Genomic DNA, 25,805 nt, shown 5'->3' on the forward strand with positions numbered 1-25,805 from the left:
TCATGGCCGGGCTCGAACCCTGTCCAGGGCTTGCCGGCTGCTGTGGTCCACAGGCCGGCGCCTCAAGGCGCGCCGAACATCGCGGTCCAGTAGATGCCCGCATCGCTTTTCGGGTCCACCGCATAGGCCGCTCCCAGCTCGCGGTAGGCCGGGTTCATCAGGTTGGCGCAGTGCCCGGGGCTGGCCAGCCAGCCGTCCAGCACCTTGCGCACGCTGTCCTGGCCGGCGGCGATGTTCTCGCCCACTTGTTGCCCGGCATACCCGGCCAGTTCGGCGCGATCGCCCGGGGTGCGGCCGTCATGGTCCTTGTGATCGAAATAGTTCTGGTTGGCCATGGCCCGGCTGTGTGCTTCGGCGGTGCTGCCCAGGGTGGCATTCCAGGCCAGCGGTGCGCTGGCGGCAAAGCTCTGGCCGCCGCATTGCCGGGGCTGGCTGCGGGCGCTGTTGATCTGTGCCAGCAATTGCTGGCCCTCGGCTTGCCAATCCCCGAGGCGGGCGGCCAGCAACGGTCGCGCGAGGACGATGCGCCACTGGTTGGCCTGGCGATTGACGCCGATATCGACGAACTGCGGGTCCAGCACCACCTGGCAGAAGCTCTCGCGCACCGCCTGCATCGCCGCCTGGGCGTCCCGGGGGCCGGAGAGGCTGATGGCCTGCACATTGACCATGGGATAGGCCACCCGTGCCAGGGCCTGTTGCAGGTCACCGACGTTGTCCACCGGCAGGATCAGGCGCGGATCGCTGGCCAGCGGCGGCAGCTCCGAGGAGGCCTGGTTGGCGCAACGTTGCGGCTGGCTGCGGTAGGCGTTGATCGATTCGATCAACTGCGACCGATCATCGGCCACGGCGCTGGCCGAACCCAGCAGGCCCAGCGCCAGAGCGGCGGCGGGCAAGAGCAATGGACGCAGGGGCATGAAGATCTCCCGAAAAATGACAGCGCTCATGATGCACCCGGCGCCCGGGCTTTTCATCCGTTGCAGGATGAAATCGCTATTCACCGGCGGGTCTCAATAGAAGTCGAAGTACAGCGCCCATTCCCCCGTGTCGCGATGCTTCCAGAACATCAGTTTGCCGCCGTCCACCACGTTGAGTCCGATCTTGGCGTCGGAGGCAATCTGCATCACGAACTCGAAACCGTCCCCGGCATCGATCCCCGATTGGCAGTAGGACGGATAGCCCCCCAGCTTGTGTTCATAGCAGTGGCTGATCAGGTCGTAGTAGCACTCGATCCGGCCACTGCGTTCCAAGTCGAGAATGGCCTGCTCCACCTCATCGGGGATGCCGCCACCGTCCCACAGCGGAAAGTCCTCGGCCACGGCTTCGGCTTTGATCGGCAGGGGTTTGAGGAAGGCTCCGGGAGCCGCCAGTTCCTTGTGCACCAGCACCTCGTCGTCGCGGTATTCGCGGATCAGCCAGCGTTCGCCCATGGGTTCCAAGGGTTCGGGGAAGGGGTTGGCGACAAACACGCTCAGCACCCGCACGCCTTCCAGCAGCGGGCTGTGAAAGGGCAGGCTAGGGAGATAGAGCTGGGCAAAGGGCAGCAGGGTTTCACCGGCGCCGTTGCGCGGCAACTCTTCGTCTTCGCGAAACAGAAAGACTCGGCCCAGCCAGCTTTCATCCATGGCCTGGGTGGGGCGAAAGCCGCCGGCGACGAGTTTTAGCGCGGGTCTTGCCAGGCTGCGCTGGATGTCTTGAATGTCCATGCTCAAATGAAACGTCCTCAGGAAGGGGCGGGGCGAGGGCGGATCATACAAAAGCCCGGCGCTGTCTGCAGCGCCCGCAGGGGAGCGCTGCGACAAGGTCGATTCAGAACTGCGGTGTGTACTTCACGCTGAGCATGAAGTTGCGTGGATCGCCGAAGTTGTTGTTGCCATCCAACTGGTTGTAGCCAGAGATGTAGTAGTGCTTGTCGAACAGGTTGTAGGCGTTCAGTGCCAGGCTTACCTCGTCGTTCAACTGATAGGCGATGCGGGCGTTCCAGACGGTGTAGCCCGGCACCTTGTAGCTGCGTTCATAGCCCAGGGTGTGGCTCTGGCTGGTGAAGCCCAGGCCGGTACTGACCCGGCTCCAGTCGCCGTCGAGGCGATAGTCGCTCCATACCCGCAGCATGTGCTTGGGAGTCCATTGGCTGAAGACTCGACCCTGATCCTTCGGATCTTCAAGGAAGGTGGTGGTGTTGTAGGTGTAGCCGGCGAACAGCTGCAAACGATCGACCACTTCGCCGCTGACTTCGGCTTCCAGCCCCTGGCTGCGCACCTTGCCCGAGGCGGTGGAGCAGTACCAGCCGTCACAGGCGTAGCCCGAGGCGGTGTCCTGTACGGCACGGTTCTTCTGGTCGTAGCGGAACAGCGCCAGGGAGGTGTTGACCCGGCCTTCGAGCAGTTCGCCCTTGAGGCCGACTTCATAGTTGCTGCCAATCACCGGTTGCAGCACCGAGCCGCTGGCGGTGCGTGCGGTCTGCGGCTCGAACACATCGGTGTAGCTGGCATACACCGACCATTCGCGGCTCAGGTCGTAGACGATGCCGGCGTAGGGCGTGACTTCGCCGCTGTCGGTCATGGTGGACGGATCGTCCGCGGTGCCCTTGTGGCTGATGGCCTGGTAGTTGGTGGCGTCGTAGCGGTAGTCATACCAGCTGACCCGGGAACCCAGCACCAGGGTCAGGTCATCCATGGGCTTGATCCGCCAACTGCCATACAGGCCTTTCTGGCGGACATCGTAGCGGCTGTGGGTGCCGCGTCCGCCGGGAGTATTGAGCAGGCTGTCGTAGCTGATCTTCGGCCGATCGTGGTCGATGGCGAAGATGTTGCCGCCATTGTTGAAGGTGCGCGCGAAGACGTCGTCAGTGGTCAGTTTCGAGTAGTTGCCGCCCAGGGTGATTTCCTGCTCCATGGACAGGCCCTCGAAGCGCCCGGTGAGGTTCATGTCGAGGCCGATCTTGGTGTTGTCGAAGTCGGTGACCCAGTCGGCGTACTGCAAGCCGCTGCCGTCGGGGTTGACGCCCTCAAGGGTGGTCTGGATGCGTTGCTGGATCGAGTCGTTGCTTTCGCTCATGCGCACGGCACCGACCTTGAAGGTCCAATCCTGGTTGAAGCGGTGCTCCAGGTCGGCGTACAGCGTGGTGACGTTGATCTGCGAGTGGTTCCAGCGCGCGCCGCTGTAGGTCGAGCGCGGCAGGTTCACCGTGCTGCCGTCGGCATAGCGCGGCAAGCCGCGGAGCATCGGCCGCGATTCGGCCTCGGAGCGGCTGGCAGCCAGGCCCAGGGTGGTGTCGTCGCTCAGATCGAAGTCCAGGGACCCGTACAGTGAGTGGGTCTTGCTCCATTGCTTGTCGATGAACGAATCGCTCTGGTCCTCATCGGCCACCACGCGCCCGCGGACCGTACCGGCGGCATTCAGTGGGCCGCCGGCGTCCAGTTGCAGGCCATAGTGATCCCACGAGCCGGCCTTGCCGGTCAGGGTCACGGTCGGGGTGTTCTGGCCGCGCTTGCGCACCAGGTTGATCGCGCCCCCCGGGCTGCCTGTGCCCTGCAGCAGCCCCGAGGCACCGCGCAGCACTTCCAGGCGGTCGAAGAAGATCAGGTCCTGGGTCGCCCAGTTGCCCAGGGAATAGGTGTTGCGCGGGATCGGCACGCCATCGTATTGCCAGTCGTCGATCTGGAAGCCGCGGGAGGAGAGGATCATGCCTTTGCCCACCCCTTGCACGCCCACCAGGCCGGTGGTCTGGTTGGCCGCGGCCTTGAGATCGGTCAGGCCCTGGTCATCCAGTTGCTTGCGGGTCATGACCGTGATCGATTGGGGAATCTCCCGCAGGCTGTGGGTGCCCTTGCCGATGGTCACTGCACGTGCGGCGTAGGAGCCGGAGCCTTCAGTGGTGGTGTCGAACCCGCTCTCGATGATGCTGGTCGTGCCCAGTTGCACGGGGGCACCGTCGGCCGGTAGCGGCTCGACGCTGTAGTGGCCGCTGACGGTGAGCTTCAGTTGCAGGCCGCTGCCAACCAGCGCGCTGTGCATGGCCTGCAGCGCGGTCATCCGGCCAATCACCGCTGGGGCTTGCTTGCCTTGCACCAGCGCCGGTTCCAGGGCCAGCACGGCGCCGCTCTGGCCAGCGATGGCGTTGAGCGTCACGGCCAGGGGGGCCGCCGGCAAGTTGAACGACTGGAGCTGCTCCTGGGCCTGGCTGTTCAGGGCAGCCACGGCGAAGGCAGCGGGAAGGACATGGAACCAAGGGTTGCGCACGGAATTCTCCTGATTGTGTTGGCGTGTCAGGAGATAGGTGGGATGAGAAATGAAAACCGGACACAAATAAGAGTGATTTTCAAAAAATATTCATTCTCGGTTCTGCGGGCGGATCAGAGTGAGCCAGGGGCTGTAGCGATCGATCCTGATCGGCAGGGTCTCCGCCAGGGCGCTGAGGGCCCGTTCCGGCTGATCCAGAGGGAACACGCCCTGCACCCGTAGATGGCCGACCGACGGGGCTACCCGCACGTAGCCCCGGCAGTAAGGGCGCAGGGCGGCGATCACCTGCTCCAGGGAGTCATCCAGTACGTTGAGGCGACCGTTGAGCCAGTCGCCGCGATAGCGCTGATCCTGCTCCAGCAGTTCGATACGTTCGGAGTGCAGCAGGGCGGCCTGCCCCTGTTGCAGGTCGCGTTCATCGCCCGTCAGCAGGCGCAGCCGCACCGAGTGCTCCAGCACGACGACCCGGGTGGCGCCGGCTTCCTGGCTCACCAGGAAACGGGTGCCCAACGCCTGGACCTGGCCCTGGGCGGTGCGCACTCGCAGTGGCCGCCGCGGGTCGGCGGCAACCTGGATCAGCAACTCGCCATGGCGCAGGATCACCAGCCGTTGCTGGTCGTCGAAGCGCAGGTCCACAGCGCTGTCGGCGTTCAGGCTCAGGCGGCTGCCGTCGGCCAGGGTGACGTCCCGACGCTGGCCGCGGCCGGTGCTGACATCCGCCAGCAGGGTTTCGCCATAACGAGTCTGGGCTCCCAGCCATAGGCCGCCGCCCAGCAGGCCGAGTCCGGCCAGGCCGCGCAACAGTTGGCGCCGTGAGCGGTGGGGGCTGAGCAACAGTTGTCGGGCTTCGCCAGCCTGCCCCGGCAGGCGTCGGTCGAGAGCACGCAAGGTATTGAATGAGGTGCCAAGCCGTTCTTGCAGGTGATTCCAGGCCTGGGCGTGGGCCGGGTCACTGGCCAGCCAGGTGGCCAGGGCTTGCTCCAGGCGCGGGTCCGGGTCGCCGGCGCGCAGCCGCACCATCCAGTCGATGGCCTGTTCGGTCAGCGGGTCCAGGGGTTGCCGGCTCACAGGGCCAGCTCACTCAGGTAGCACTGGCGCAAGGCCTGTTTCATGTAGCGGCTGACGGTGCGTTCGGACAGTTCCAGCTTGCGGGCGATGGCCACGTAGCTCAGGCCATCGAGCTGGCTGTAGAGAAACGCGGTCTTGACGATCAGTGGCAAACCGTCCAGCGCCCGGTCGATGGCCACCAGCGCCTCGACCAGCAGCAACTGTTCCTCGGGGGAGGGTGCCAGCAGTTCCGGCAGGGCAGACAAGCGTTGCAGATAGGCCTGTTCCAGCTGGCGCCGGCGATGTCGATCGAACATCAATCGCCTGGCGATGGTGGACAAGTAGGCCCGTGGCTGCTCGATGCTGTCCGGGTCGACCTCGGCCGCGAGCAACTGGCAGAAGGTGTCGGCGGCGGTGTCTTCGGCGTCGGCGCGGTTGCCCAGGCGGCTGTGAATATGCTGCAGCAGCCAACGGTGATGGTCGCTGAAAAAGAAGCCCAGCTTGTTGCTCGAAGATGAATGCACCGTTGCCTGCCGAGATGTGAGTGTGAATCGTTCTCAATAGTACAGGGGCGCGCCGGAGGACCGCAATCGTTGTCTGTGAGCGCTGAAGTCCTCGCCGGTCATGGCGCTATGGAGGGGCAGGAGTGGCTCGGCACGCCTGCCAATCTCAGGTGCGGGGCTGCTGTCCGATCAGCTTTCACGACCATGAGCGGCGGCGGCCAACTGTCCGGTATCGACCCGGACAAACACCGAATCGCCAATGGCGGTAAGCACATCGCCGGCATACACCTCACAGATCACCCGGCTCTTGCGCCCCACTTCGCCCTCGACCTTGGCCCGCAGGGTCAGGGGCACGCCCATGGGGGTGGGCTTGATGAACTTGATGCCCAGGTTGCCGGTGACACAATCGATGCGCGGCAGGCTGCCCGGTTCCCGTTGCTCGTTGCGGTAGTGGTAGGCCATGGCGGTCCAGTTGGAGTGGCAGTCCACCAGCATGGCGATCAGGCCGCCGTAGACCAGGTCCGGCCAGCCGCAGTACTTGGCATCGGGCAGGTGCTCGGCGACCACGTGCACGCCGTCTGCATGCCAGTGGCTCTTGATGTGCAGGCCGTGATGGTTGCTGCTGCCGCAGCCGAAACAGACGCCCTCGGGGGCGGTAGTGTCTTGCAGGGAAGTCTCGTGCATGGTTGTTCTTCTTGTCCTTGACGATGGTCTGGCAGGTCTTGCAGCCGGTCATGATGCCTGTGCCATTGCTGACCGCCAAGGCTCAGTGCAGTGCCGCGGCGTAGCGGCCGGCCAGCGTCTTTGTGACGCATTAATTGTGGCGAGTGTCGTAGGCTCTGTACGAAAACTACCTGCGCTTCGATCATGCTGCGTTAAAAACAGGCTCGGAATGCTCATGTAGGCCCCTACACTCCGCTTCCTCGCCTGTTTTTGCCTTGCCTGATCTTTGCTCGGCAGCTTTCGTACAGACCCTGGTGCGTCGCGGTTTTTCCGAGGGCCGGGGCAGCCGCTCCGGCCAAGACAGGCTGATGCCGTAATGATATTCTTGCGCTGAATCGGTTCATCGTTTGTGCAGAAATACCTCCCCTATGCTTTGCTTCAAGTGGCCTGATCGGGTCCTTGCAAGCGTGCGGGAGTGTCTGGGCAAACTCGCCGAATGCAATGTCAGGCAGTGTTCGTCTACCTCCTTTGGTTGACCCCGACCCTTCTTTGTCCTGCTGGCCCCGTGTAGACGGGTGTCAGTGTTGTGCGTCGAGCCCAGTCCGGTGTCGGTGAAAGGAGTGGGGCGTTATTGCCCGTTGGTTTGCGTCCCGTGACGTGTCCTGAGAAACAAGTGTCACTCAAGTAGCTGAAGCCAAAAACGACAAGAAGTCAGCGCCGGAGCGATATAAAACTGAGGTCGAGCCAGTCTCGTCGGCCTTGTGTGCCCACCCTCCAGTTCTTTTGAATGCGTTCATCCAGGACCTGCGAAATGCCTGTTTCGCAATGCACTGAGTTCGCAGGATCGAGGATGGGGCGGCGGATGGCGTTCTATCGTAGGTACTACAGAATGTTGAAGAAAGTGAACACGGCCCTGATCGGGCTGGCGATGTCGATAGGCCTCACGTCCGCGCACGCGGCTGAGCCAAAGAAAGTGGATGTGCTGCTGATCGGTGGCGGCATCATGAGTTCGACCCTCGGGGTCTGGCTCAATGAGCTGCAGCCCGATTGGTCCATGGAGATGGTCGAGCGCCTGGATGGCGTGGCTGAAGAGAGCTCCAACGGCTGGAACAACGCCGGTACCGGTCACTCCGCGCTGGCTGAGCTGAACTACACCCCGGAAGGCAAGGACGGCAAGATCGAGATCGCCAAGGCCATCGAGATCAACGAAGCGTTCCAGATTTCCCGCCAGTTCTGGTCGTGGCAGGTCAAGAACGACGTTCTGAAGAACCCGCGTTCGTTCATCAACTCCACGCCGCACATGAGCTTCGTCTGGGGCGATGACAATATCAAGTTCCTCAAGGCACGCTACGAGGCCCTGCAGGCCAGCCCGCTGTTCAGCGGCATGCAGTACTCCGAAGATGCCGAGCAGATCAAGAAGTGGGTTCCACTGATGATGGAAGGTCGTGATCCGGCGCAGAAGATCGCTGCGACCTGGACCCCGATCGGCACCGACGTCAACTTCGGCGAGATCACTCGCCAGTTCGTCGCCCACCTGCAGGCCCAGCCGAACTTTGCCCTCAAGCTGTCCAGCGAAGTGCAGGACATCGAGCGCAATGAAGACGGCTCGTGGCGCGTGACCTACAAGAACCTCAAAGACGGTTCGAAAACCGAAACCGACGCCAAGTTCGTGTTCATCGGCGCCGGCGGCGGTGCCCTGCACCTGCTGCAGAAGTCGGGCATTCCTGAAGCCAACGAATACGCCGGCTTCCCGGTGGGTGGCTCGTTCCTGGTGACCGAGAACGCCAGCGTTGCCGAGCAGCATCTGGCCAAGGCCTACGGCAAGGCTTCGGTGGGCGCTCCGCCGATGTCCGTACCGCACCTGGACACTCGCGTGCTGGACGGCAAGCGGGTCATCCTGTTTGGCCCATTCGCCACCTTCTCCACCAAGTTCCTCAAGGAAGGTTCGTACTTCGACCTGCTGACCAGCACCACCACCCACAACTTCTGGCCGATGACCAAAGTTGGTATCGAACAGTACCCGTTGGTGGAATACCTGGCCGGCCAGCTGATGCTGTCGGATGACGACCGCTTCAACGCCCTGAAGGAATACTTCCCCAACGCCAAGAAAGAAGACTGGCGCCTGTGGCAAGCCGGTCAGCGCGTGCAGATCATCAAGCGGGACGAAGAGAAGGGCGGCGTGCTGAAACTGGGCACCGAGATCGTCGCTTCCCAGGACGGCAGCATCGCCGGCCTGCTGGGCGCTTCCCCAGGTGCCTCGACCGCCGCGCCGATCATGCTCAGCGTGCTGGAGAAGGTGTTCAAGGACAAAGTGGCGACCCCGGCCTGGCAGGAAAAACTGCACCAGATCGTACCGAGCTACGGCACTGCCCTGAACGACAGCCCTGAGCGTGTGGCCAAAGAATGGGCCTACACCGCCGAAGTGCTGCAACTGACCACGCCTCCACCGGTCAAGGGTGCTGCACCTCAGGCTCCGGCCAGCATGGCCAAGCCACAGAGCAACCCAGCGGCCGACATGGCGCTGTAAGCCTCGGCCCCGTCCGCGTTCGTCGGACGGGGCACAGCGGCTGCCATCGTGCAGCCGTATCTTGCATGGGTGCGGCGATATCCCTGATGTCGTCGCAACCGGCCGGTCTTGCCGGTATCTCTGCAGCAGCATCTCCTTATCTTTCTCAATGAGGCTTGAGCCCGACTCGAGCGTCTTGTTGTCTGCCTGTGCCTTCCCGTGACGCGGTATGATTGCCGCGCCCGCCGTTGCGGGCACGCCTCAATCCTCGGAGTCACTGCCTCGATGTCCAGCATCACCCTGTTCCAAGCCCCGCCGCCCGAAGCCATCCAGAGCCAGATCCAGCAAATGGTCGTGGACTACATCACCGACATCAGCGCGGTGGCCATTGCCCCGAGCAACCCGCTGTACAACCTGTACCAGTACGGCGTCGGCTACGAGGTGCATCTGTACCTGCAGGCCATGGACGGTTCGCGAAATATCGCGGTGGAACTGCTGGTGGCCAGCGACAGCCAGGACCCCGAAAAGGTGCTGGGTTTTACCCTGTATCTGCCGGTCAAGGACGACCCCCAGGCCTGCGCCGTGGCCTACATGGCGGTGCTGCAAAGTCATCGGCGCCAGGGCATTGCCCGGCAGATGCTGGAGACGCTGCGTGCCCGCTATCCCCATGCCGAGCTGGCGTGTCACGTGGCCAAAGTGGAGTGTTTCGAGGCCCTGGGCTTTCAGGTGCTGGGCGCCCGCGGTCCGCAAGTGCTGATGAATACCCGAGACCATGGCAGCGATGGCTTGCTGGCGGTATTGGATGTGGCACCGATCTACCAATCGGTGGAAGTACGGCAGATTCACACCTACCTGCTGGCCCAGCACGGGCGCAAGGCCATGCTGGAAGCGGAGAAAAAGCGCGACCGCCAGCTGGATCAGATGACCCGCCAGGCCCAGACACTGGTGCGCGAGCGCCTGGGTGAGGCGGCGCTGTACAACGCGCGCCCCCCACAGTTGATCTCCTGACCGCGCCTGCTTGTGTTCGCGATAGGGCATGGCTAATCTCGCGAAAACAGGCAAAAACGGGCAAGAACATGCAAAACCTGCACCCGGCAGCCGAGCTGCCCTCCCTGCGTCGACAAAAGATCCTTCTACTGCTGGAACGTGACGGCAAGGTCATGGCCGCCGAGCTGAGCCGGCACTTTGCGGTCTCAGAAGACACCATCCGCCGCGACCTCGCCGAGCTGGATGCCAATGGCCTGGTGCAACGGGTCCATGGCGGTGCGCTGCCGCGGCCCAAGGACAGCGGCAAGGATTACTTCACCCGGCTGGGCGAAACCAGTGAGGCGAAACTGCGCCTGGCGCAGTTTGCCGTGCAATGGGTGCGGGACGGCCAGACAGTGCTGTTCGATTCCGGCTCCACCACCTTGCATATCGCCCAATCCCTGCCCGCCAATATCAGCCTGACTGCAGTTACTGCCTCGCCAATGATTGCCGTGGCCCTGGCCGAATACCCCAAGGTCAAGGTGATCCTTGCGGGTGGCCAGCTCAATCCGGCGACCCTGTCCGCCAGCGGCCATGAAGCGCTACGGATGATCCAGGGGATCAAGGCCGATCTGATGTTCACCGGGGTCTGTGCGATTCACCCGGAGATTGGCATCAGCTCCCTGCATTTCGACGAAGTGCCGATCAAGCAGGCGATGTTCGACAGTGCCGCCCAGGTGATTGCCGTGACCACCGCCGACAAGCTCGGCGCCATGGAGCCCTTTGTGGTGGCGCCGTGCAACCGCTTGCAACGGCTGGTGACCGAGCGGGAAGTGCCCGAGATGGATGTCGAAGGTTATCGCCAGTTGGGGATCGAGGTGCTGCTGGCCTGAGCCGCCCCAGGATGGCCTGCGGACGGCTCAACGGGCTGTCAGTTCTTGAACGCCGAGTGCTTGCGCCCCTGGTCGAAGAGGGCAAACACCATCACCAGCACGGCGGCGACCGCGAGAATGATCACCACGCCGTCGGTGGAGTGGGTGGCCGAGGCGGTCACCAGGGACAGGGCCCCCAGTGGCGCCAGGCCGCCGGCAATGGCGGTGCCGATCTCGCGCCCGGTGCCAAAGCCCGAGGAACGGGTGGCCGTGGGGAACTGGCGGCTGAGGAACGAGCCCTGGGGCGCGAACATCATCGGCGCCAGGATGCCGGTACCGACACCGATGGCGATGTAGATCATCAGGCTCTCGCCGGTGTTGAGCAGGGCCAGGAACGGGTAGGCGAACAGCAGCGAGAACACTCCGCCCAGAATCAGCACGGTCTTGCTGCTCCACTTGTCGCAGAGCCAGCCGAAGAAGGGCACGGCGACGATGGCGATCAGGCTGGCGATGGTCACCGACAGCGAGGTGACGTGCACATCGACATTCTTGTACTGGGTCAGGTAGGCCAGGGAGAAGGTCTTGAAGATGTAGCTCAGGGCGTTGTAGCCAATGGCGACGAAGAACACCACCGCCAGGCCCTTGAGGTCGTTCTTGAACAGCGCCTTGAGGGGCGAGGCCTTGGCCTTCTGGCTCTCCTTGCTCAGCTCCTTGAACTCCGGAGTTTCCGGAATGCTGTTGCGCACCCACAGGCCGACCGCCACCAGGACGATGCTGCACACGAAGGGAATGCGCCAGCCGCCGGCCAGCAGGAAGTCGTTGCCGTTGATGGTCAGCAGGTAAATGGTCAGCGACGACAGCAGCAGGCCCAGGTTCAGCCCCAGCGCCGGCCAGGCACCCTGGCTGCCGCGCTTGCCTTCGCTGGCGTGTTCATAGGAGGTGACCGCAGCGCCGGAGAGTTCGGCGCCGGCCCCCAGGCCCTGGATGATGCGGATCGCCACCAGCAGGATCGGCGCCCAGATGCCGATGGAGGCGTAGCTGGGGATCAGGCCGATCAGCGCGGTGCACACGCCCATCAGGCAGAAGGTCAGCACCAGCACCTGCTTGCGGCCGAACTTGTCCCCCAGGTAGCCGAACAGGATGCCGCCGAAGGGACGGGCGATAAAGCCGATGGCAAAGGTGGAGAAGGCCATCAGCATGGCGCTTTTCGGGTTGCTGTTATCGAAGAAGATCTTCGAGAAGACGATGGCCGCCATGGTGGCGTAGAGGTAGAAGTCGTACCACTCCAGCATCGAGCCAAAGATGGTGGCCGCCGCCACCTTGCGCAGGCGTTTCTTGGTTTGTTGTGGGGTTTCCGCTGCAGTACTGCTGGTTTCAACTGCGCTCATTGTGTACATCCTCTTGGATCATTGTATTTATTGTCGAGTTGACGCGGGTCTTGCCCTGCCGGCCCTGGAGCGGGGCTGGCGGTTTATTGCGGCGGCACGACGCCCCGCAGACAGTGCCGGAGCGCTGAATGTGAAGGCGTGATGCGCTGTGTTTCAGTCGGCCTTGAAAATCTTGTCGGCAATCATCGAACCAATGGGGATCGCCGACGTGGCGGCGGGCGAGGGGGCGTTGCATACGTGCAACATGCGTGGGGTCTGGGCGAACAGGAAGTCGTGCACCAGGCTGCCGTCACGCATCACTGCCTGGGCGCGAATCCCCGCCTCGTAGGGCAGCAGGTCGGAGACCTCCAGGGACGGGCAGTACTTGCGGCACTGCTCCAGGTAGCCGGACTTGAACAGTGAATTCTTCATCTCGGTGGTGCCGGAACCCAGGTTCTGCCAGATGGTTTTCCAGAAACCGGGGAAGCTGGCGTATTGCGCCACGTCACGCCAGTTGATGGAGAACTTCTTGTAGTTCTCCCGGCCCAGACCCAGCACCGCGTTGGGGCCGACGGTGACGCTGCCGTCGATCATGCGGGTCAGGTGCACCCCGAGGAACGGCAGCTCCGGATCAGGGATCGGGTAGATCAGGTGATTGACGATGTTGTTCTTCGAGGCCGGCAGGCGGAAGTACTCGCCGCGGAAGGGGATGATCTGGTGGTCGATCCTGACCCCGGCCAGGGTCGCCAGGCGATCCGATTGCAGCCCGGCACAGACCACCAGTTTCTTCGCCTGCCAACTGCCGCCATGGCTGTTGACCATGACGCTGTCGGCGCTCTCCTGGATCGCGGTGACGGTCTGGCTGAGGCAGATTTCTCCGCCGTCGCGGCGGATCACCCGGGCCATGGTTTCGCAGACTTCGCGGTAGTCGACGATGCCGGTGGCGTCGAGGAACAGCCCGCCGAGGCCGACGATGTTCGGCTCACGCTGGCGCAGTTGCTCGGCGTCCAGGCGTTCCACCTTCAGGCCGTTCTGTTGCGAGCGCTGGTACAGGGCCTCCATGCGCTGCACTTCCAGGGCATTGGACGCCACCAGCACTTTGCCGCAGACCTCGAACTTGATCCCGTGCTCGCTGCAGAACTGTTTGGTGGCCTCGGCGCCGCGCTTGCACAGATCGGCCTTGAGGCTGCCGGGCGCGTAGTAGATACCGGCGTGGATCACCCCGCTGTTGTGCCCGGTCTGGTGCTTGGCCAGGACGTTTTCCTTTTCCAGGATCACCAGCGAAGCGCCGGGCTGGCGCTTGAGGATCTCCATGGCCGTGGCCAGTCCGACGATGCCGCCGCCGATGATGCAAAAGTCGTAAATCATGGTTCTGGGTACCTTGGATCAATACGTTTCAGGTCTGGTTATCAGGTTGTCAGACTAAGTAGGCCGACAAAAACGCAGGCGTGTTGCCTGCGGTCTGTAGCTGTGTTCAATCGAGAGTAGGCAACTCCAGGCCCAGGCGCTTGGCCGCGGCACGCAAGTGAGCATCGGCACAACCGGCGGCGGCCTGGCGATCGCCGGCGGCAATGGCCTGGTACAGCGCCTGGTGTTCCTGGGCCGCATCGGCGGAACCGCCGACCTGACGCCGCGCCGAGTTTTCCCAGGCGGTCTTGCGGGCGCTGGCCAACTGGCTGCGCAAAAAGTCATGGAAAGCCACGAAATAGTCGTTCTTGCTGGCTTCGGCGATGGCCCGGTGAAACTCCACGTCGGCCAAGGCAGCGGCGTCGAAATCGCTGCGCTTGTCGTGCATTTCCTGCAGGGCGTCCTGCATGCGCTGCAGATCGGCAGCATCGCGGCGCTGGGCGGCAATCGACGCGGCCTGGGTTTCGATCCACAGGCGCATCTCGAACATCTGCGCCAGATCCGGCAGGCGTCCATCGGCCTGGGGGAAGCGGAACACCGTGCCGGCCGGGGTCTTGGAAATGTACGACCCCAGGCCGCGCCGGGCGATCAGCACGCCGTCTGCCTTGAGCTGGGCAATGGCTTCACGCACCACCGAGCGGCTGACATTCAGCTGCTCGGCCAGTTGCTGTTCAGTGGGCAGGCGCGACTCGGGAGCCAGGCGGCCGGAGTCGATCTCGGTGCGGATCGCATTGACCACACGCACAACGAGAGAGTCGGGACGCTGGAGTTCAAGCATGGAGAAACCTTGGTAGTCAGGTTGTCAGACAATAGCCGTTGAGATTTTTCGCTGTCAAGAAAAACCCACAGGGCAGCGCTATCGCCGGCCGCTAGGGACGCGCTCCGAGGTATCAGACGTTGCCTGGACTCCAGCTCGATGGTGCTGCGTAAAACCCCGGGCGCCGGGCGAGTGATTTCGCATAAGATTCCGGGCTTGGGTTTTCATGGATAGGGCAGGTACGCGTGAACTGGGATGATCTGCGGATTTTCATTGCCGTGGCCAACGCCAACAACATCACCGATGCAGGGCAGGCGCTGAAGGTGTCCGCGTCGACGGTCTCGCGCAAGATCCTGATGCTGGAAGAGGCGTTGAGCACGCTGTTGTTCCTGAAGAACACCCAAGGCTATTTTCTCACTGAGGCCGGCCAGGCCCTGTTGCCCATGGCGCTTGAGGCTGAGGAGCGTTTCCGCCTGATGGAGCGCCAGATGTCCCAGCCCGGTGCGCGCATGGCGGGGGTGGTGCGTATTGACTGCCCGGAGCTGATGGGCTCTCACCTGATCATTCCCGCCCTGGCGGAGTTTCGCGCACGCCACCCGCAGATCAGCTTCGATTTCGTCAATTCGGCGCGCTCGGTGAAGCTGACCCAGAGTCACAGTGATGTGCTGTTGCGCCTGCATCGTCCCGAAGCCGGCAACTTCACTCTGCGCCGGGTGGGCGCACTGACCCAGGCGCTGTTCTGTTCCCAGGGTTATGCGGCCACCCAGGGTTGTCCCGACGACCCCGGGCAGTTGCGCCAGCACTCGCTGATCGGCTGGAACGAGTCCCTGGCGCACATGCCCCTGGCCCGTTGGCTGGACCAGCTCAGCGGCGGCCAGCCGTTGTGGATGCGCACCGGCAATCTGGAGGCGCAGCTCAAGGCAGTGCAGGCGGACCTGGGGATCGCCGCCTTGCCGGCCTACATCGCTGAACCCTTGGGCTTGTGCCGGGTGTTGCCGCAGATGGCGCCGCACCGGGCGGATATCTGGCTGTTGCGCAACCTGGCGACCCAGGGCCAGGAGCGGGTTGATCGGGTGGTGGAGTTTCTCGGCGAGTTGCTGGCGCGCCACGGCTTGCACGGGGAGTGAGGGGGCGCGTCCTCGGCCCGGGTCAGGCAGTGCCCTGGCGCAGAAAGATCCAGATCGCCACCGTCATCAATATCAGTCCAAACAGGGCGTTCTGTGCCAGCAGCAAGCGTGGCCGGCTGCGCAGCAGTCCTTGCAGGCTTGCACCCAGGCAGGCCCAGAGCAGGTGCCCGAATAGATTCACGGCGATCAATGCAACGCTGAGCAGCGCCACCACGGCGCTACCTGCATCGGTGCCCGGGCTGAAGGTGGAGAACATCACCAGCAGCATCACCAGGCCCTGCACATTGCCCAGTTGCAGTATCACGCCGTCACGAAACTGCAGTGCCCCGGCGCCCTCGCCGGGCTTGCGCAAGGGCCGCAGCAACAGGCGCAGGCCCAGCCAGAAAATGTACAGGCTGCCGGCGACCCGCAGCCCCCACAGCAACTGCGGCTGGTTCGCCAGGCTGTGATACAGCCCCAACCCCACCAGCAGGGCCAGCAGCAGATAGGTCAGGTCGAGCCCGAGAATAAAGCGCAGGGAGCGGCGCACGCCGCTCTGGGCGCCGGAGCTGGCCACCATCAGATTGCCGGGTCCGGCGCTCAGGGCCATGGGCAGCATGGTGGACAGCCACAGCGGCCAGTTGATGTCGGATACAGGTAGCACGCAAGGTTCCTCAAGGGCGGTGCGGATTGCACCGGCGTCAGCTTAAGACGCCACCGTGGCCGAGGTTACCGCCAGGAATGGAAAGCGGTTTTGCAAGTCGGCGTTCAGTCCTCGTTCGCGTGCTGCAGCGCTCCCTGCAACCACTCACAGAAGCTTCGGGTCAGCGCACTGCTCTCGCTGTCCCGATGAACCAGCCAGGCCCAGGTCGGGCCGCGCACGCTCTGTTCGCACAGGGGTACCAGCAGGTCCTGACGGCGCGCCTGCTGCGCCAGCAACTGGCTGACCAGGGCGATCCCGTGACCGGAGCAGGCGGCGTCCAGTAGCAACCCGGGATCGGAAAAGTTCAGGCCGTTGCTGCGCTGGCCGATGTCCGCACCGCCTTCCACCACCCAGTGGCTCCAGTCCATTTCCCGCTCGCCATGCAAGGTGGTGCGCAGCTCCCGGGGCTGCTCCAGCAGGGACGGATGACAGGCCGGGTACAGGCGGTCGCGGTACAGCTCCAGGTAGCTGCACTCGGCCTGAGCGCTGAGGTCATCGCGCAGGGTCAGGTCGATGGTCTGGGTGCTCATGTCCGGCGGCTCGAAGCTGGTGAACAGCCACAGGTCCACCTCGGGGTGCAGGCGATGGAACTCCCCCAGGCGTGGCAGCAACCAGTGACGGGCAAAGGCCGGGCTGGTGTTGACCACCAACTGGTTGGGCTTGCGGTACTGCTCGAGGCGGCGGATGCCTACCGCCAGTTGCTGCAGCAGCGACTGGGTGGTGCTGCGCAGGTCATGCCCGGCGTCGGTGAGGGTGACGCTGCGGCCGCTGCGGTAGAACAGCGGCTGTTCGAGGAAGGTTTCCAGGCTGCGGATCTGCTGGCTGATGGCCGACTGGGTGAGGTGCAGTTCTTGCGCGGCCTGGTGAAAACTGCCCAGGCGCGCCGCGGCTTCGAAGCCTCGCAAGGCATTCAGGGGAGGCCAGTATTTTAACATGATTGATAAGCCTGACTGATCAGAAATGCGCTAAATCTATCGTTTGTTGAGGTTTTTTCAAAGCCATAGCATGGGCGCCATGGTTCGACCCTGTCGGTCGATTGATAACAAAACCTTACTTGAGAGGTGCAGTGCCCATGCCGAGCAATCACAGTCAAACCCAGGGTTGGAGAATGCCCGCCGAGTGGGCGCCCCACGCCGCGACCTGGATGGTCTGGCCCCACAATCAGGCCCTGTGGGAGTCGGTCTGGGGCGTGACCCTGGCCGAGGTGCAGGCGGATTTCGCCCGGGTGGCCAAGGCCATTGCCCGCTTCGAGCCGGTGAAACTGGTGGTGGACCCGGCGGCCCTGGACAGTGCCCGCGCGCTGTGCGGCGGCAATATCCAGCTGATTCCCCAGGCGGTGAATGACAGCTGGTGCCGCGACTCCGGGCCGAGCTTTATCTGTCATCCGCAGCAGGGACTGGCTGGGGTCAGTTGGCGCTTCAATGCCTGGGGCGACAAGTCGGCCCACGACCTGGATCGCAGCCTGGCCCGGCGCCTGCTGGACGAGCTGGGGCTGCCCAGTTTCGGTAGCCCGCTGGCCAACGAAGGCGGGGCCATCCACGTGGACGGCGAGGGCACCCTGATCACCACCGAGTCGGTGCTGCTCAACCCCAATCGCAACCCGGGCCTGAGCAAGGCCGAGATCGAGGACGTCTTCAGTCGTTTGCTGGGGGTGCAGAAGACCATCTGGCTCCCGGGGGACCCGGACCATGTCACCGGCGACATGACTGACGGCCATGTCGACGGGGTGTGCGCCTTCGCGCGCCCGGCGGTGTTGTTGGTGGATGCTACTCATGATCAGGAGTCGGTGTACGCCGAAGTGGTGCGCGAGAACCGTCGAGCCCTGGAGCTGGCGCGGGATGCCCAGGGGCGCCGCTTCGAGCTGATCGAGCTGTTCGAGGCCAGTGCCGCAGTGGACGCTCGGGCCGAGGTGTTCTGCGCGTCCTACACCAACTTCTACCTGGCCAATGGCGCGGTGATCATGCCGGCCTACGGCATCGCCGCCGACCAAGAGGCGGCCCAGGTATTGGCCCGGGCTTTTCCCGGGCGGGAAGTGGTGCCGGTACGGATCAACCACCTGGCCCATGGCGGCGGTGGCGTGCACTGCATCACCCAGCAGCAGCCGCTGTGGCCGCTGGAGGTACAGGCATGAGCCGGTTGATCGTCGCTACCATCCAGATGCCTTGCACCTGGGACCTGCCGGGCAACCTCGATCGCGCCGAACAACGGGTGCGGGAAGCGGCGGCCCAAGGTGCCCAGGTCATCCTTCTGCAGGAACTGTTCGCCACGCCGTACTTCTGCATCGAGCAACAGCACCAGCACCTGGCCCTGGCCGAGGACTATGCCGGCAGCCGGGTACTCAAGCGCTTCGCCGCCCTGGCCAGGGAGCTGGGGGTGGTACTGCCCCTGAGCTGGTTCGAGCGGGCCGGTACGGCCTACTTCAATTCCCTCAGCGTCGCCGACGCCGACGGGCGCCTGTTGGGGGTGTACCGCAAGACCCATATTCCCAACGCCGTGGGTTATCAGGAAAAGGACTACTTCAGCCCCGGCGACACCGGTTTCCGCGTCTGGGACACGGCTTTCGGGCGCCTGGGGATCGGCATCTGCTGGGACCAGTGGTTCCCTGAGACCGCCCGTTGCCTCGCATTGCAAGGGGCCGAGGTGTTGCTGTTTCCCACGGCCATCGGTACCGAGCCGGGAGCGGCTGACCTGGACTCGCGGGACCACTGGCAGATGACCATGCGCGGACATGCTGCGGCCAATCTGCTGCCAGTGGTGGCGGCCAACCGCATCGGTCGCGAAGTCGCCACCAGCGATCCGGCGCTGCATATGGATTTCTATGGTTCCTCCTTTATCTGCGATCACAAGGGCCGCCTGCTGGCCGAGGCCGACCGTACGACCGATGGGGTGCTGTTGCACAGCCTGGACTTGGCGGCCATGGCCGAGGAGCGCCGCACCTGGGGCATCTTCCGTGACCGGCGCCCGGAGATGTACCGACCCCTGCTGAGCCTCGATGGACAACACATCCACCCCCACTGGAATACCCGGGAGGCATGACATGCAACCGACTGGCAAACCCCGCTTGCAGGCACTCGGCTGGTTGCTTGCCGCAACCCTGGTATCGACCCAGGCCCGGGCCGAAGCCGAGGACAAGACCCTGCGCCTGTACAACTGGGCCGACTATTTCGCCGCCGATACCCTGAGTCGCTTTACCGCCGAAACCGGGATCAAGGTGATCTACGACGTCATGGAAGGCAGCGAAGTGCTGGAGGCCAAGCTGATGACGGGCGGCAGCGGCTACGACCTGATCTTCCCCGGCGACACCGTGGCCGAACGGCTGATGCGCGCCGGCAGCCTGCAGACCCTGGACCCGAGCAAGCTGAGCGGCCAGGACGACATCGAACCGGGTCTGCAAAGACTGCGTACCCAGTACCCCCGTGCCAGCCAGGCGACGGTGCCCTACACCTGGGGCACCATCGGCTTGACCTACAACGCACAGCAGGTCGCCGAGCGCCTGCCCAATGCTCCGGTGAACAGCCTGGACCTGCTGTTCAAGCCGGAACTGGCGAGCAAGTTTGCCGACTGCGGGATCTCGGTCATCGACTCGCCGGATGAAGTGCTGGCGGTGGCGCTCAACTACCTTGGGCGCGAACCCCGCAGCGCCAAGCCGGCGGATCTGCAGGCCGCCGGCGAACTGCTGGGCAAGCTGCGGCCCTACATCCGCAAGTTCCAGTCGCAGCCAGTGACCGACCTGGTCAACGGCAATCTGTGCCTGTCCCTGGGTTACAGCGGCGACATGACCCAGGCCCAGCGTGCTGCCGATGCCGCGGGGAAAAAGGTCGACTTCCAGTACCGCATCCCCCGTGAAGGCACCACGGTGTGGATGGACACCATGGCGATCCCCAAGGACGCCCGGCACCCGGAGTACGCCTATGCCTTCATCAACTTCGTCATGCGCCCGGAGAACATGGCGGCCATCAGCAACTCCACCGGCTATCCCACGGCCAATGCCAAGGCCCGCCCCGCTGTCGATCCGCAGATGCGCGACAACCCGGACATCTACCCGGACCCAGCCAGCTTCGAACGCCTGATCCCCGGCCGGGACATCCCTCAGGCCGACATGCGCGCCCGGATGCGCGCTTGGACCAAGTTCAAGACAGCGACAGCACCAACCCCCTGAACCCAGGCCGGCAGGCCGCGGTGCGGTTCGCCGGCAAGCCGGCTCCTACAATGTCCGGGTAGGAACAGGCTTGCCCGCGAAGGCGTCCGTGAGCACCTCGCCTGATTCTGTACCCCCTTCAGCAAACCCCACCCAGAGAATTGCCCCATGCCCACCCGACGTGAACTTATCAAACAGGCCTCGCTGCTGGCCGGAATCGCCGCCATGACCAGCCTGGGCCTGGGCTCCCGCCAAGCCCGAGCCCAGGAGCAGGACGACTGGTACCTGCCCGACGAAGGCGACCGCCAGCAGCGGGCCTTCATGGCCTTTGGCGCCCAGGACGCGATCTGGGAAGACTTCACCTCTGATGTCCAGCAAGCCCAGGGGCGCATCGCCCGGGCCATCGCCGTCCATCAACCCCTGACCCTGTTCTGCCGCGAAGAGGAGCGCGACCTGGCCGAAACACTGTGCGGGACGCACAACGTCAGCTACGTGATCACCGAGCTGGACGATATCTGGATGCGCGATATCGGCGCCAACTTCGTCACCAACTCCCAGGGCCAACTGGGCGCGGTGGACTTCAACTTCAATGGCTGGGGCAACAAGCAGCGCCACGCCCGGGATGCCCGGCTGGCGCGGCAAATGGCCGACGCCGCCGATGCCCGGTACCTGCGCAGCGAGCTGGTAGGCGAGGGTGGCGGTATCGAGGTGGACGGCCACGGCACCGGGATCATGACCGAAAGCAGCTGGATCAACGGCAACCGCAATCCGGGCTGGAGCAAGGCTGAGGTAGAGGCTGAACTCAAGGCTTGTCTCGGCTTGCGCAAGATCATCTGGCTGCCGGGGATCAAGGGCCGGGACATCACTGATGCCCATGTCGACTTCTATGCACGTTTCGTCAGGCCCGGGGTGGTGGTGGCCAACCTCGACAACGACCCGGACTCCTACGACCACCAGGTGACCCTCAAGCACCTGGAGATCCTGCGCAATGCCACCGATGCCGATGGTCGCAAGCTGCAGGTGCACCCCCTGTCGCCGCCGCTGAACCCGCGCAAGACGCGCTTCAGCCGGGGCAACGACGATTTTGCCGCGGGCTACATCAACTACTTCGTGATCAATGGCGCGGTGATTTCCCCGCAGTTCGGCGATCCGGCGGCGGACGCCAAGGCCCTGGCCCTGCTGGAGAGCCTGTACCCCGGGCGGCAAGTGGTGCAGTTGGACATCGACGCCATCGCGGCGGGAGGCGGGGGAATCCACTGCGTGACCCACCAGCAGCCCGAGGTGTGAGGTTCGAAGACGGCGGCAGAAGTGGTCTGCTCTTTACGATTGAACTGGACTGATCAAACCCTCCATTCAGGCCATAAGCTGGCGCTCCTCACCACCCAGGGCTTGAGCCTGGTGTGGGTTTTCGAAAGGAGAGCGCAATGGATGTTCAACAACACGCGGTGACGATACGGCCGATTCAGCCTGGCGATTATCAGCAGTGGTTGCAGTTGTGGCTGGCGTATCAGGACTTCTATCAGGTGACGCTGGACGAGCAGGTCAGCGTGCTTGCCTTCGAGCGTTTCTGCGATCCGCAGGAGCCGGTGTTTTCAGCAGTGGCGGTGCAGGGCGATGAGCTGATCGGTTTCGTCAACTCGGTGTTGCACCGTTCGACCTGGGCGATAACCGACTTCTGTTATCTGGAGGATCTGTATGTAGCCCCGGCAGTGCGGGGCAGTGGTGCGGGGAAACTGTTGATCGAGTGGGTCCAGGCCTTTGCCCGGGAACAGCGGTGCGGGCGGTTGTACTGGCATACCCAGGAGAGCAACAAGCGTGCGCAGAGGTTGTATGACTGGGTGGCGCAGAAGCCTGGGGTCATTGAGTATCGGATGGGGTTGTGAGGCGGAGGGGGGCTTTGCTGGGTGGGTACCTATCCGGTGATGCGGGTGTGGCCACTTCGGGTTGCGCTTTTACAGCGGGGGGGGACATATCCGGTACTGCGGGTGCGACTACTTACGGTTCCGCTCTTACAGCGGCTCACTTTTGAAAATCCGGAATGCCGGCCCAGACAAAAGTAAGCAAAACGCTTTGCCCCTCCACTCGGTGCCTCGCTGGGGCTCGGCATGCCCTCACTCCGGCATTGATCCGTGGGCCGCCGCCACCGGCCATCCATGGCCGGGTGGCGGCTAACCCGGCGTCCTGCCGGGTTACCCACGGCTCAATGCCTGCGTTCAGCCATCGTGGTTAACGGGGCGCTCAGATCAAAATCAAAATCAAAAGCGCGACGGCGGCCTTGCGGCCGGCCTGAAGCTAAGGGTGGGTGCGTTTCTGTAGGAGCTGGCTTGCCAGCGAAGGCGTCCGCTCAGGCGCTACATGTCTCACGGGCCTCTTCGCCGGCAAGCCGGCTCCTACGGTGAGCTGCACGGTCTATCTGTCTGCTGTAGGAGCTGGCTTGCCAGCGAAGGCGCCCGCCCAGGCGCTGCATGTCTCACGGGCCTCTTCGCCGGCAAGCCGGCTCCTACGGACAGCGCGTAACACGCGCTTGGCTTTTGATCTTGATCTTCAGGCCCCTTCCCAGCCGGCCGAGCGTAGGCGTTGCGTAGGGGGCAGCTCGGCAAGGATGCCGAGCTAGCCGCCACCCGGCCATGGATGGCCGGGTGGCGGCGGGCCCCCGGAGCAATGCCGGAGAGAGGGCACCCCGAGCTCCAGCGAGGGGCCCATGGAGGGGCAAGACCTTTTGGTTACTTTTCGCTGGGCCGGCACTCCGGCGTTTGGTAAAAGTGACTCGCCGTAAGGGCGAAACCGTCAGCGGCCGTTACCGCAGCAACGGATATGTACCCCGCCAGCCTCGCCGTAAGGGCAAAACCCTAAGCAGCCGCATCCGCAGCCACGGATACATCACCCTTCCCAGCAGCGATGGCCGCTCTATTCCCCCTGACGAAACACCAGCGCCTTGAGCCCACACTGCGGATCGGCATCGGGAAACTCCGGCGGGTTCTCCAGCCGCTGTTCAAAGCGCAGCCCCGGCGCGGCCTCGGCCACGCCCTCCAGCAGAAACTCCACGGCAAACGCCGGGTCGTTCATGCAGGCCAGTACGCAGCCGTTGGCGGTCAGCAGTTCCGGCAGGCGCCGCAGCACACGGGCATAGTCCTTGCTCAGGACAAAGCTGCCTTTCTGGAACGACGGCGGATCAATGATCACCAGATCGTAAGGACCCCCTTGCTTGACCTTGCTCCAGGACTTGAACAAGTCATGGCCAAGAAAGCTCACTCGGCTGGTGTCGTGGCCATTGAGCCGGTGGTTGTCGCGGCCGCGGCTCAGGGCCGCTCGGGACATGTCGAGGTTGACTACCCGCTCGGCACCGCCGGCGATCGCCGCTACCGAGAAGCCGCAGGTGTAGGCGAACAGGTTGAGCACGTTCTGGCCCCGGGCCTGGGCCCGGACCCAGTTGCGCCCGTAGCGCATGTCGAGGAACAGTCCGTTGTTCTGTTTGCTGCCCAGGTCCACTTGGTAGCGCAGGCCTTCCTCGGTGATGGTGCAGAAGTCCACCGGCTGCCCCAGCAGCCATTCGCCATGGCTGTCGGGCAGGTAGCGGTGTTGCAGCATCAGGCTGCGGGCGCCGCAGGCGGTCCATTGCGCAGTGTCGCCCAGCTCCACCAGCAGCAGCTTGAGGGCCGCGAGCTGTTCAGGCTCCGGCGCCTTGAACAGGGACACCAGCAATACCCCTTGCAGCCAATCCACGGTCAGTTGCTCCAACCCCGGCCAGCAGCGACCACGGCCATGGAACAGGCGCCGGGTTTCGGCGGGGGCGGCGGCCAGGGCAATGAGCAGGTGCTGGTTGAGGGTGGCGAGGGCTTGAGGGGTCATCACGGGAACCGGCGATTTTCGGGGGCGGCATTTAACCACAATTGCCGGCATCCGGTGCTCAGTCGATGTACTGTGGTCGCCCCATGGTGCGCCAGTGCGCCAGTCGCTGGTCCATCACCGATGCCAGCCGGTCGTAGTTGCTCCAGCTGTTTTCCACCCGGTAGATGGTGCCGGGCTCGGGGGCCAGGATCTGTTCGTAGTCGCTGGAAAACCGACCGCTGTCCCGCCCTTTGTAGTAGGCCAGGGCAAAGGCATTGCCTTCGTCGTTGAAATCGCCGTCGCTGAGCTTTTCATCCAGTATCCGCAACAGGAACTCGCGGCCATCGAGGGTGCGGGCCTGGACTTGGCCAATCTCCTCCTCGACATCGTCCAGCAACTCCTCGCTGGCAAAGTCATTGATCAACATCCAGGCCAGGAACAGGCCGATGTGGGTGGCTCCGGCCGTGGTGGGCAGGTCGGCGGGGAAGTCGCCACCGTAGTGCCAGGAGGCGTCGTCGTATTTCATGGGGGCAGGTCCTGAAAGGTGAGAGGGGCGTGCAAGTTGCAGGGGCGTCAAAGAATGGCGTTGGTCCATTGCGCGGTGCCGGCCAGGCGCCGCTTGACGCTGTCGATGCGCCATTGCCCCGCGACCCGTTTGACCAGGAAACGATGCTCGTAGCACAGCGCCCGGGAGGCCGGATCACGCACCAGCACTTCGGCCTGGGCGGGCTTGAGCAGCTGACAGCCCAGGAGTTCGTCGGCCTCGGAGTAGGTTGTGGGGTAACCGTAGGAGGCTCGGGGATAGGCCCGCGGCCGCAGGGTGCAGAAACGCTCGAGAAGCTGTTGCGGTTCAGCCCAGAAGGCGGCGTCGACAGCCTCGTGACCGAGGGCATTGCCCCGCTGTTCCCAGGCCTCCAGGGCCAGGGTATAGGCCCGCACCTGGGTGACCGGATCGCCACTGTTGTCATTGCCAGGCGCCAGTGGCGGCCAGGGCAGGGAAGGGGCCGGTGCGGACGCTGGCGGCGCCCCGGCACCGGCCTGCACCAGCTGTTGCATGATCTGGGTATGGCCCTTCTCTTCGGCCAGGGACCAGGCATTGCGTTGCTGGAAGTCCAGGCGCAGGGGATCGGCGCCGGCTTTGAGCAGCAAGGTCACCATTGCCTCGTGCCCGTCCTGGGCGGCGTTCATCAGCGCAGTGCGTTGCAGTTCGGGGCTGGCGTGTTCGAGCGCTGCGCCATGGGCGATCAGCAACTCGGCCATGGCGCTATCGCCATGGCTGGCGGCCCAGGCCAGGGGGCTGTAGCCCAGGGCCTTGCACGGTTGCTGGACATTTGCACCACGGGCCAGCAGCAGCGCCACGGCCGGCCGGTGCCCGGCAATAGTGGCGGTCAAAAGGGCCGTGCGGCCGGTGCCCTTGTGCTGCCATTCAAGGTCCGCGCCAGCATCAAGGAGACGCTCGAGGGCCGCGAGATCGCCGCGTGCGGCGGCTTTTTCCAGTAGGTGAGACAAGGTCGAGAATCCGTTCGGTCAGGGTAGAAACCCGCGGCATGGTAACGCTCCACGCGCCGTTTTTGCCACGCCCGATACGCCCCTCACCGCCGATCTGGCAGGGCAGTCGCGCCGGGCTACGCTGCGATACGGGACGCTGGGTGCGGCCCGGGCCATTTCGAGCTTCGCTGGCCGGGACCGGGGTCAGGGGCGAT

At 64.1% G+C, this 25,805-nt stretch carries 23 protein-coding genes; 9 read left to right on the forward strand and 14 right to left on the reverse strand.

Going from position 1 to position 25,805, the window contains the following annotated elements; genetic code table 11:
• Positions 1 to 62: 62 nt before the first annotated feature.
• The 6 genes from ACSSVC_RS16240 to ACSSVC_RS16265 all read right to left on the reverse strand — a co-directional run bounded on the left by ACSSVC_RS16240 (position 63) and on the right by ACSSVC_RS16265 (position 6,473).
• The gene (locus tag ACSSVC_RS16240; protein WP_346636106.1) at positions 63 to 914 is read right to left on the reverse strand and encodes a CAP domain-containing protein; all 852 of its coding nucleotides are present in this window, start codon (positions 912 to 914) and stop codon (positions 63 to 65) included.
• A 93-nt stretch (positions 915 to 1,007) separates the two neighbouring features.
• A complete protein-coding gene (locus tag ACSSVC_RS16245) occupies positions 1,008 to 1,703 on the reverse strand; it encodes a YwqG family protein (protein WP_346636107.1) in 696 nt (231 codons plus the stop codon).
• A gap of 103 nt (positions 1,704 to 1,806) precedes the next feature.
• On the reverse strand, positions 1,807 to 4,239 hold the full coding sequence (locus ACSSVC_RS16250) for a TonB-dependent siderophore receptor (RefSeq protein WP_404939377.1): 2,433 nt from the start codon (positions 4,237 to 4,239) through the stop codon (positions 1,807 to 1,809).
• A 90-nt stretch (positions 4,240 to 4,329) separates the two neighbouring features.
• On the reverse strand, positions 4,330 to 5,307 hold the full coding sequence (locus tag ACSSVC_RS16255; RefSeq protein WP_492612546.1) for a FecR family protein: 978 nt from the start codon (positions 5,305 to 5,307) through the stop codon (positions 4,330 to 4,332).
• Entirely contained in the window at positions 5,304 to 5,810 is a 507-nt protein-coding gene (locus ACSSVC_RS16260; protein WP_346636110.1) for a sigma-70 family RNA polymerase sigma factor, read from the reverse strand. Before ACSSVC_RS16260 ends, ACSSVC_RS16255 begins: the two co-directional genes overlap by 4 nt.
• A gap of 168 nt (positions 5,811 to 5,978) precedes the next feature.
• The gene (locus tag ACSSVC_RS16265; protein WP_404939381.1) at positions 5,979 to 6,473 is read right to left on the reverse strand and encodes a PaaI family thioesterase; all 495 of its coding nucleotides are present in this window, start codon (positions 6,471 to 6,473) and stop codon (positions 5,979 to 5,981) included.
• 868 nt (positions 6,474 to 7,341) lie between these two features.
• Here ACSSVC_RS16265 and mqo point away from each other — a divergent pair.
• The 3 genes from mqo to ACSSVC_RS16280 all read left to right on the forward strand — a co-directional run bounded on the left by mqo (position 7,342) and on the right by ACSSVC_RS16280 (position 10,817).
• On the forward strand, positions 7,342 to 8,979 hold the full coding sequence (gene mqo / locus ACSSVC_RS16270; protein WP_404939383.1) for a malate dehydrogenase (quinone): 1,638 nt from the start codon (positions 7,342 to 7,344) through the stop codon (positions 8,977 to 8,979).
• Between the two features lie 264 nt (positions 8,980 to 9,243).
• The gene (locus ACSSVC_RS16275; protein ID WP_492610999.1) at positions 9,244 to 9,966 is read left to right on the forward strand and encodes a GNAT family N-acetyltransferase; all 723 of its coding nucleotides are present in this window, start codon (positions 9,244 to 9,246) and stop codon (positions 9,964 to 9,966) included.
• A 68-nt stretch (positions 9,967 to 10,034) separates the two neighbouring features.
• A complete protein-coding gene (locus ACSSVC_RS16280) occupies positions 10,035 to 10,817 on the forward strand; it encodes a DeoR/GlpR family DNA-binding transcription regulator (protein ID WP_346636114.1) in 783 nt (260 codons plus the stop codon).
• A 38-nt stretch (positions 10,818 to 10,855) separates the two neighbouring features.
• Here the strand turns inward: ACSSVC_RS16280 and ACSSVC_RS16285 are convergent, their stop codons facing one another.
• From ACSSVC_RS16285 to ACSSVC_RS16295, 3 genes are all read right to left on the reverse strand, one after another.
• Entirely contained in the window at positions 10,856 to 12,184 is a 1,329-nt protein-coding gene (locus ACSSVC_RS16285; RefSeq protein WP_492611000.1) for an MFS transporter, read from the reverse strand.
• Positions 12,185 to 12,337: 153 nt separating this feature from the next.
• Positions 12,338 to 13,531: an L-2-hydroxyglutarate oxidase gene (lhgO, locus tag ACSSVC_RS16290; RefSeq protein ID WP_346636116.1), complete on the reverse strand. Its 1,194-nt coding sequence runs from the start codon at positions 13,529 to 13,531 to the stop codon at positions 12,338 to 12,340.
• Between the two features lie 106 nt (positions 13,532 to 13,637).
• Complete coding sequence (locus tag ACSSVC_RS16295) at positions 13,638 to 14,348, reverse strand: FadR/GntR family transcriptional regulator (protein WP_346636117.1); 711 nt, start codon at positions 14,346 to 14,348, stop codon at positions 13,638 to 13,640.
• Positions 14,349 to 14,572: 224 nt separating this feature from the next.
• On the opposite strand from ACSSVC_RS16295, the gene ACSSVC_RS16300 reads away from it, so the two are divergent.
• Positions 14,573 to 15,454 (forward strand): LysR family transcriptional regulator, encoded by an 882-nt coding sequence (locus ACSSVC_RS16300; protein ID WP_446440023.1) that lies wholly within the window; start codon positions 14,573 to 14,575, stop codon positions 15,452 to 15,454.
• Positions 15,455 to 15,476: 22 nt separating this feature from the next.
• On the opposite strand, the gene ACSSVC_RS16305 is transcribed toward ACSSVC_RS16300, so the two are convergent.
• Both ACSSVC_RS16305 and ACSSVC_RS16310 read right to left on the reverse strand, forming a co-directional pair.
• Entirely contained in the window at positions 15,477 to 16,052 is a 576-nt protein-coding gene (locus tag ACSSVC_RS16305; protein ID WP_492612570.1) for a LysE family translocator, read from the reverse strand.
• A 149-nt stretch (positions 16,053 to 16,201) separates the two neighbouring features.
• Positions 16,202 to 17,071, reverse strand: coding sequence for a LysR family transcriptional regulator (locus ACSSVC_RS16310; RefSeq protein ID WP_492611001.1), 870 nt, complete (start codon positions 17,069 to 17,071; stop codon positions 16,202 to 16,204).
• A 137-nt stretch (positions 17,072 to 17,208) separates the two neighbouring features.
• On the opposite strand from ACSSVC_RS16310, the gene ACSSVC_RS16315 reads away from it, so the two are divergent.
• The 5 genes from ACSSVC_RS16315 (at position 17,209) to ACSSVC_RS16335 (ending at position 22,157) form a co-directional block, all read left to right on the forward strand.
• The gene (locus ACSSVC_RS16315; RefSeq protein ID WP_446440024.1) at positions 17,209 to 18,267 is read left to right on the forward strand and encodes an agmatine deiminase family protein; all 1,059 of its coding nucleotides are present in this window, start codon (positions 17,209 to 17,211) and stop codon (positions 18,265 to 18,267) included.
• Complete coding sequence (gene aguB / locus ACSSVC_RS16320; protein WP_346636122.1) at positions 18,264 to 19,172, forward strand: N-carbamoylputrescine amidase; 909 nt, start codon at positions 18,264 to 18,266, stop codon at positions 19,170 to 19,172. The genes ACSSVC_RS16315 and aguB overlap by 4 nt, the downstream gene beginning before the upstream one ends.
• Position 19,173: 1 nt before the next feature.
• Positions 19,174 to 20,295 (forward strand): extracellular solute-binding protein, encoded by a 1,122-nt coding sequence (locus ACSSVC_RS16325; RefSeq protein ID WP_492611002.1) that lies wholly within the window; start codon positions 19,174 to 19,176, stop codon positions 20,293 to 20,295.
• A gap of 147 nt (positions 20,296 to 20,442) precedes the next feature.
• Positions 20,443 to 21,561 carry an agmatine deiminase family protein gene (locus ACSSVC_RS16330; RefSeq protein WP_492611003.1) on the forward strand — a complete coding sequence of 373 codons (1,119 nt, stop codon included), beginning with the start codon at positions 20,443 to 20,445 and terminating at the stop codon, positions 21,559 to 21,561.
• A 137-nt stretch (positions 21,562 to 21,698) separates the two neighbouring features.
• A complete protein-coding gene (locus ACSSVC_RS16335; protein WP_346636125.1) occupies positions 21,699 to 22,157 on the forward strand; it encodes a GNAT family N-acetyltransferase in 459 nt (152 codons plus the stop codon).
• A 1,024-nt stretch (positions 22,158 to 23,181) separates the two neighbouring features.
• On the opposite strand, the gene ACSSVC_RS16340 is transcribed toward ACSSVC_RS16335, so the two are convergent.
• From ACSSVC_RS16340 to ACSSVC_RS16350, 3 genes are read right to left on the reverse strand one after another with little or no spacing between them, the layout of a single operon-like run.
• Positions 23,182 to 24,123 (reverse strand): class I SAM-dependent methyltransferase, encoded by a 942-nt coding sequence (locus tag ACSSVC_RS16340; protein ID WP_346635727.1) that lies wholly within the window; start codon positions 24,121 to 24,123, stop codon positions 23,182 to 23,184.
• A gap of 58 nt (positions 24,124 to 24,181) precedes the next feature.
• On the reverse strand, positions 24,182 to 24,628 hold the full coding sequence (locus ACSSVC_RS16345) for a DUF7832 domain-containing protein (RefSeq protein ID WP_404939399.1): 447 nt from the start codon (positions 24,626 to 24,628) through the stop codon (positions 24,182 to 24,184).
• A 47-nt stretch (positions 24,629 to 24,675) separates the two neighbouring features.
• Positions 24,676 to 25,611, reverse strand: coding sequence for an ankyrin repeat domain-containing protein (locus tag ACSSVC_RS16350; protein WP_446440027.1), 936 nt, complete (start codon positions 25,609 to 25,611; stop codon positions 24,676 to 24,678).
• Positions 25,612 to 25,805: the final 194 nt, after the last annotated feature.

The sequence above is a fragment of the Pseudomonas sp. E1BtOHC1 genome (genome assembly GCF_058744285.1).

Bases quoted from the DNA above. Each gene is read 5' to 3' on its own strand.
- ACSSVC_RS16325 (WP_492611002.1), top strand. From the start codon at position 19,174: ATGCAACCGACTGGCAAACCCCGCTTGCAGGCACTCGGCTGGTTGCTT.
- lhgO (WP_346636116.1), bottom strand. From the start codon at position 13,531: ATGATTTACGACTTTTGCATCATCGGCGGCGGCATCGTCGGACTGGCC.
- ACSSVC_RS16345 (WP_404939399.1), bottom strand. From the start codon at position 24,628: ATGAAATACGACGACGCCTCCTGGCACTACGGTGGCGACTTCCCCGCC.
- ACSSVC_RS16240 (WP_346636106.1), bottom strand. From the start codon at position 914: ATGCCCCTGCGTCCATTGCTCTTGCCCGCCGCCGCTCTGGCGCTGGGC.
- ACSSVC_RS16265 (WP_404939381.1), bottom strand. From the start codon at position 6,473: ATGCACGAGACTTCCCTGCAAGACACTACCGCCCCCGAGGGCGTCTGT.
- ACSSVC_RS16315 (WP_446440024.1), top strand. From the start codon at position 17,209: ATGCCGAGCAATCACAGTCAAACCCAGGGTTGGAGAATGCCCGCCGAG.
- ACSSVC_RS16340 (WP_346635727.1), bottom strand. From the start codon at position 24,123: ATGACCCCTCAAGCCCTCGCCACCCTCAACCAGCACCTGCTCATTGCC.
- ACSSVC_RS16330 (WP_492611003.1), top strand. From the start codon at position 20,443: ATGCCCACCCGACGTGAACTTATCAAACAGGCCTCGCTGCTGGCCGGA.
- ACSSVC_RS16335 (WP_346636125.1), top strand. From the start codon at position 21,699: ATGGATGTTCAACAACACGCGGTGACGATACGGCCGATTCAGCCTGGC.
- mqo (WP_404939383.1), top strand. From the start codon at position 7,342: ATGTTGAAGAAAGTGAACACGGCCCTGATCGGGCTGGCGATGTCGATA.
- ACSSVC_RS16295 (WP_346636117.1), bottom strand. From the start codon at position 14,348: ATGCTTGAACTCCAGCGTCCCGACTCTCTCGTTGTGCGTGTGGTCAAT.
- ACSSVC_RS16310 (WP_492611001.1), bottom strand. From the start codon at position 17,071: ATGTTAAAATACTGGCCTCCCCTGAATGCCTTGCGAGGCTTCGAAGCC.
- ACSSVC_RS16275 (WP_492610999.1), top strand. From the start codon at position 9,244: ATGTCCAGCATCACCCTGTTCCAAGCCCCGCCGCCCGAAGCCATCCAG.
- ACSSVC_RS16280 (WP_346636114.1), top strand. From the start codon at position 10,035: ATGCAAAACCTGCACCCGGCAGCCGAGCTGCCCTCCCTGCGTCGACAA.
- ACSSVC_RS16285 (WP_492611000.1), bottom strand. From the start codon at position 12,184: ATGAGCGCAGTTGAAACCAGCAGTACTGCAGCGGAAACCCCACAACAA.
- aguB (WP_346636122.1), top strand. From the start codon at position 18,264: ATGAGCCGGTTGATCGTCGCTACCATCCAGATGCCTTGCACCTGGGAC.
- ACSSVC_RS16305 (WP_492612570.1), bottom strand. From the start codon at position 16,052: ATGCTGCCCATGGCCCTGAGCGCCGGACCCGGCAATCTGATGGTGGCC.
- ACSSVC_RS16245 (WP_346636107.1), bottom strand. From the start codon at position 1,703: ATGGACATTCAAGACATCCAGCGCAGCCTGGCAAGACCCGCGCTAAAA.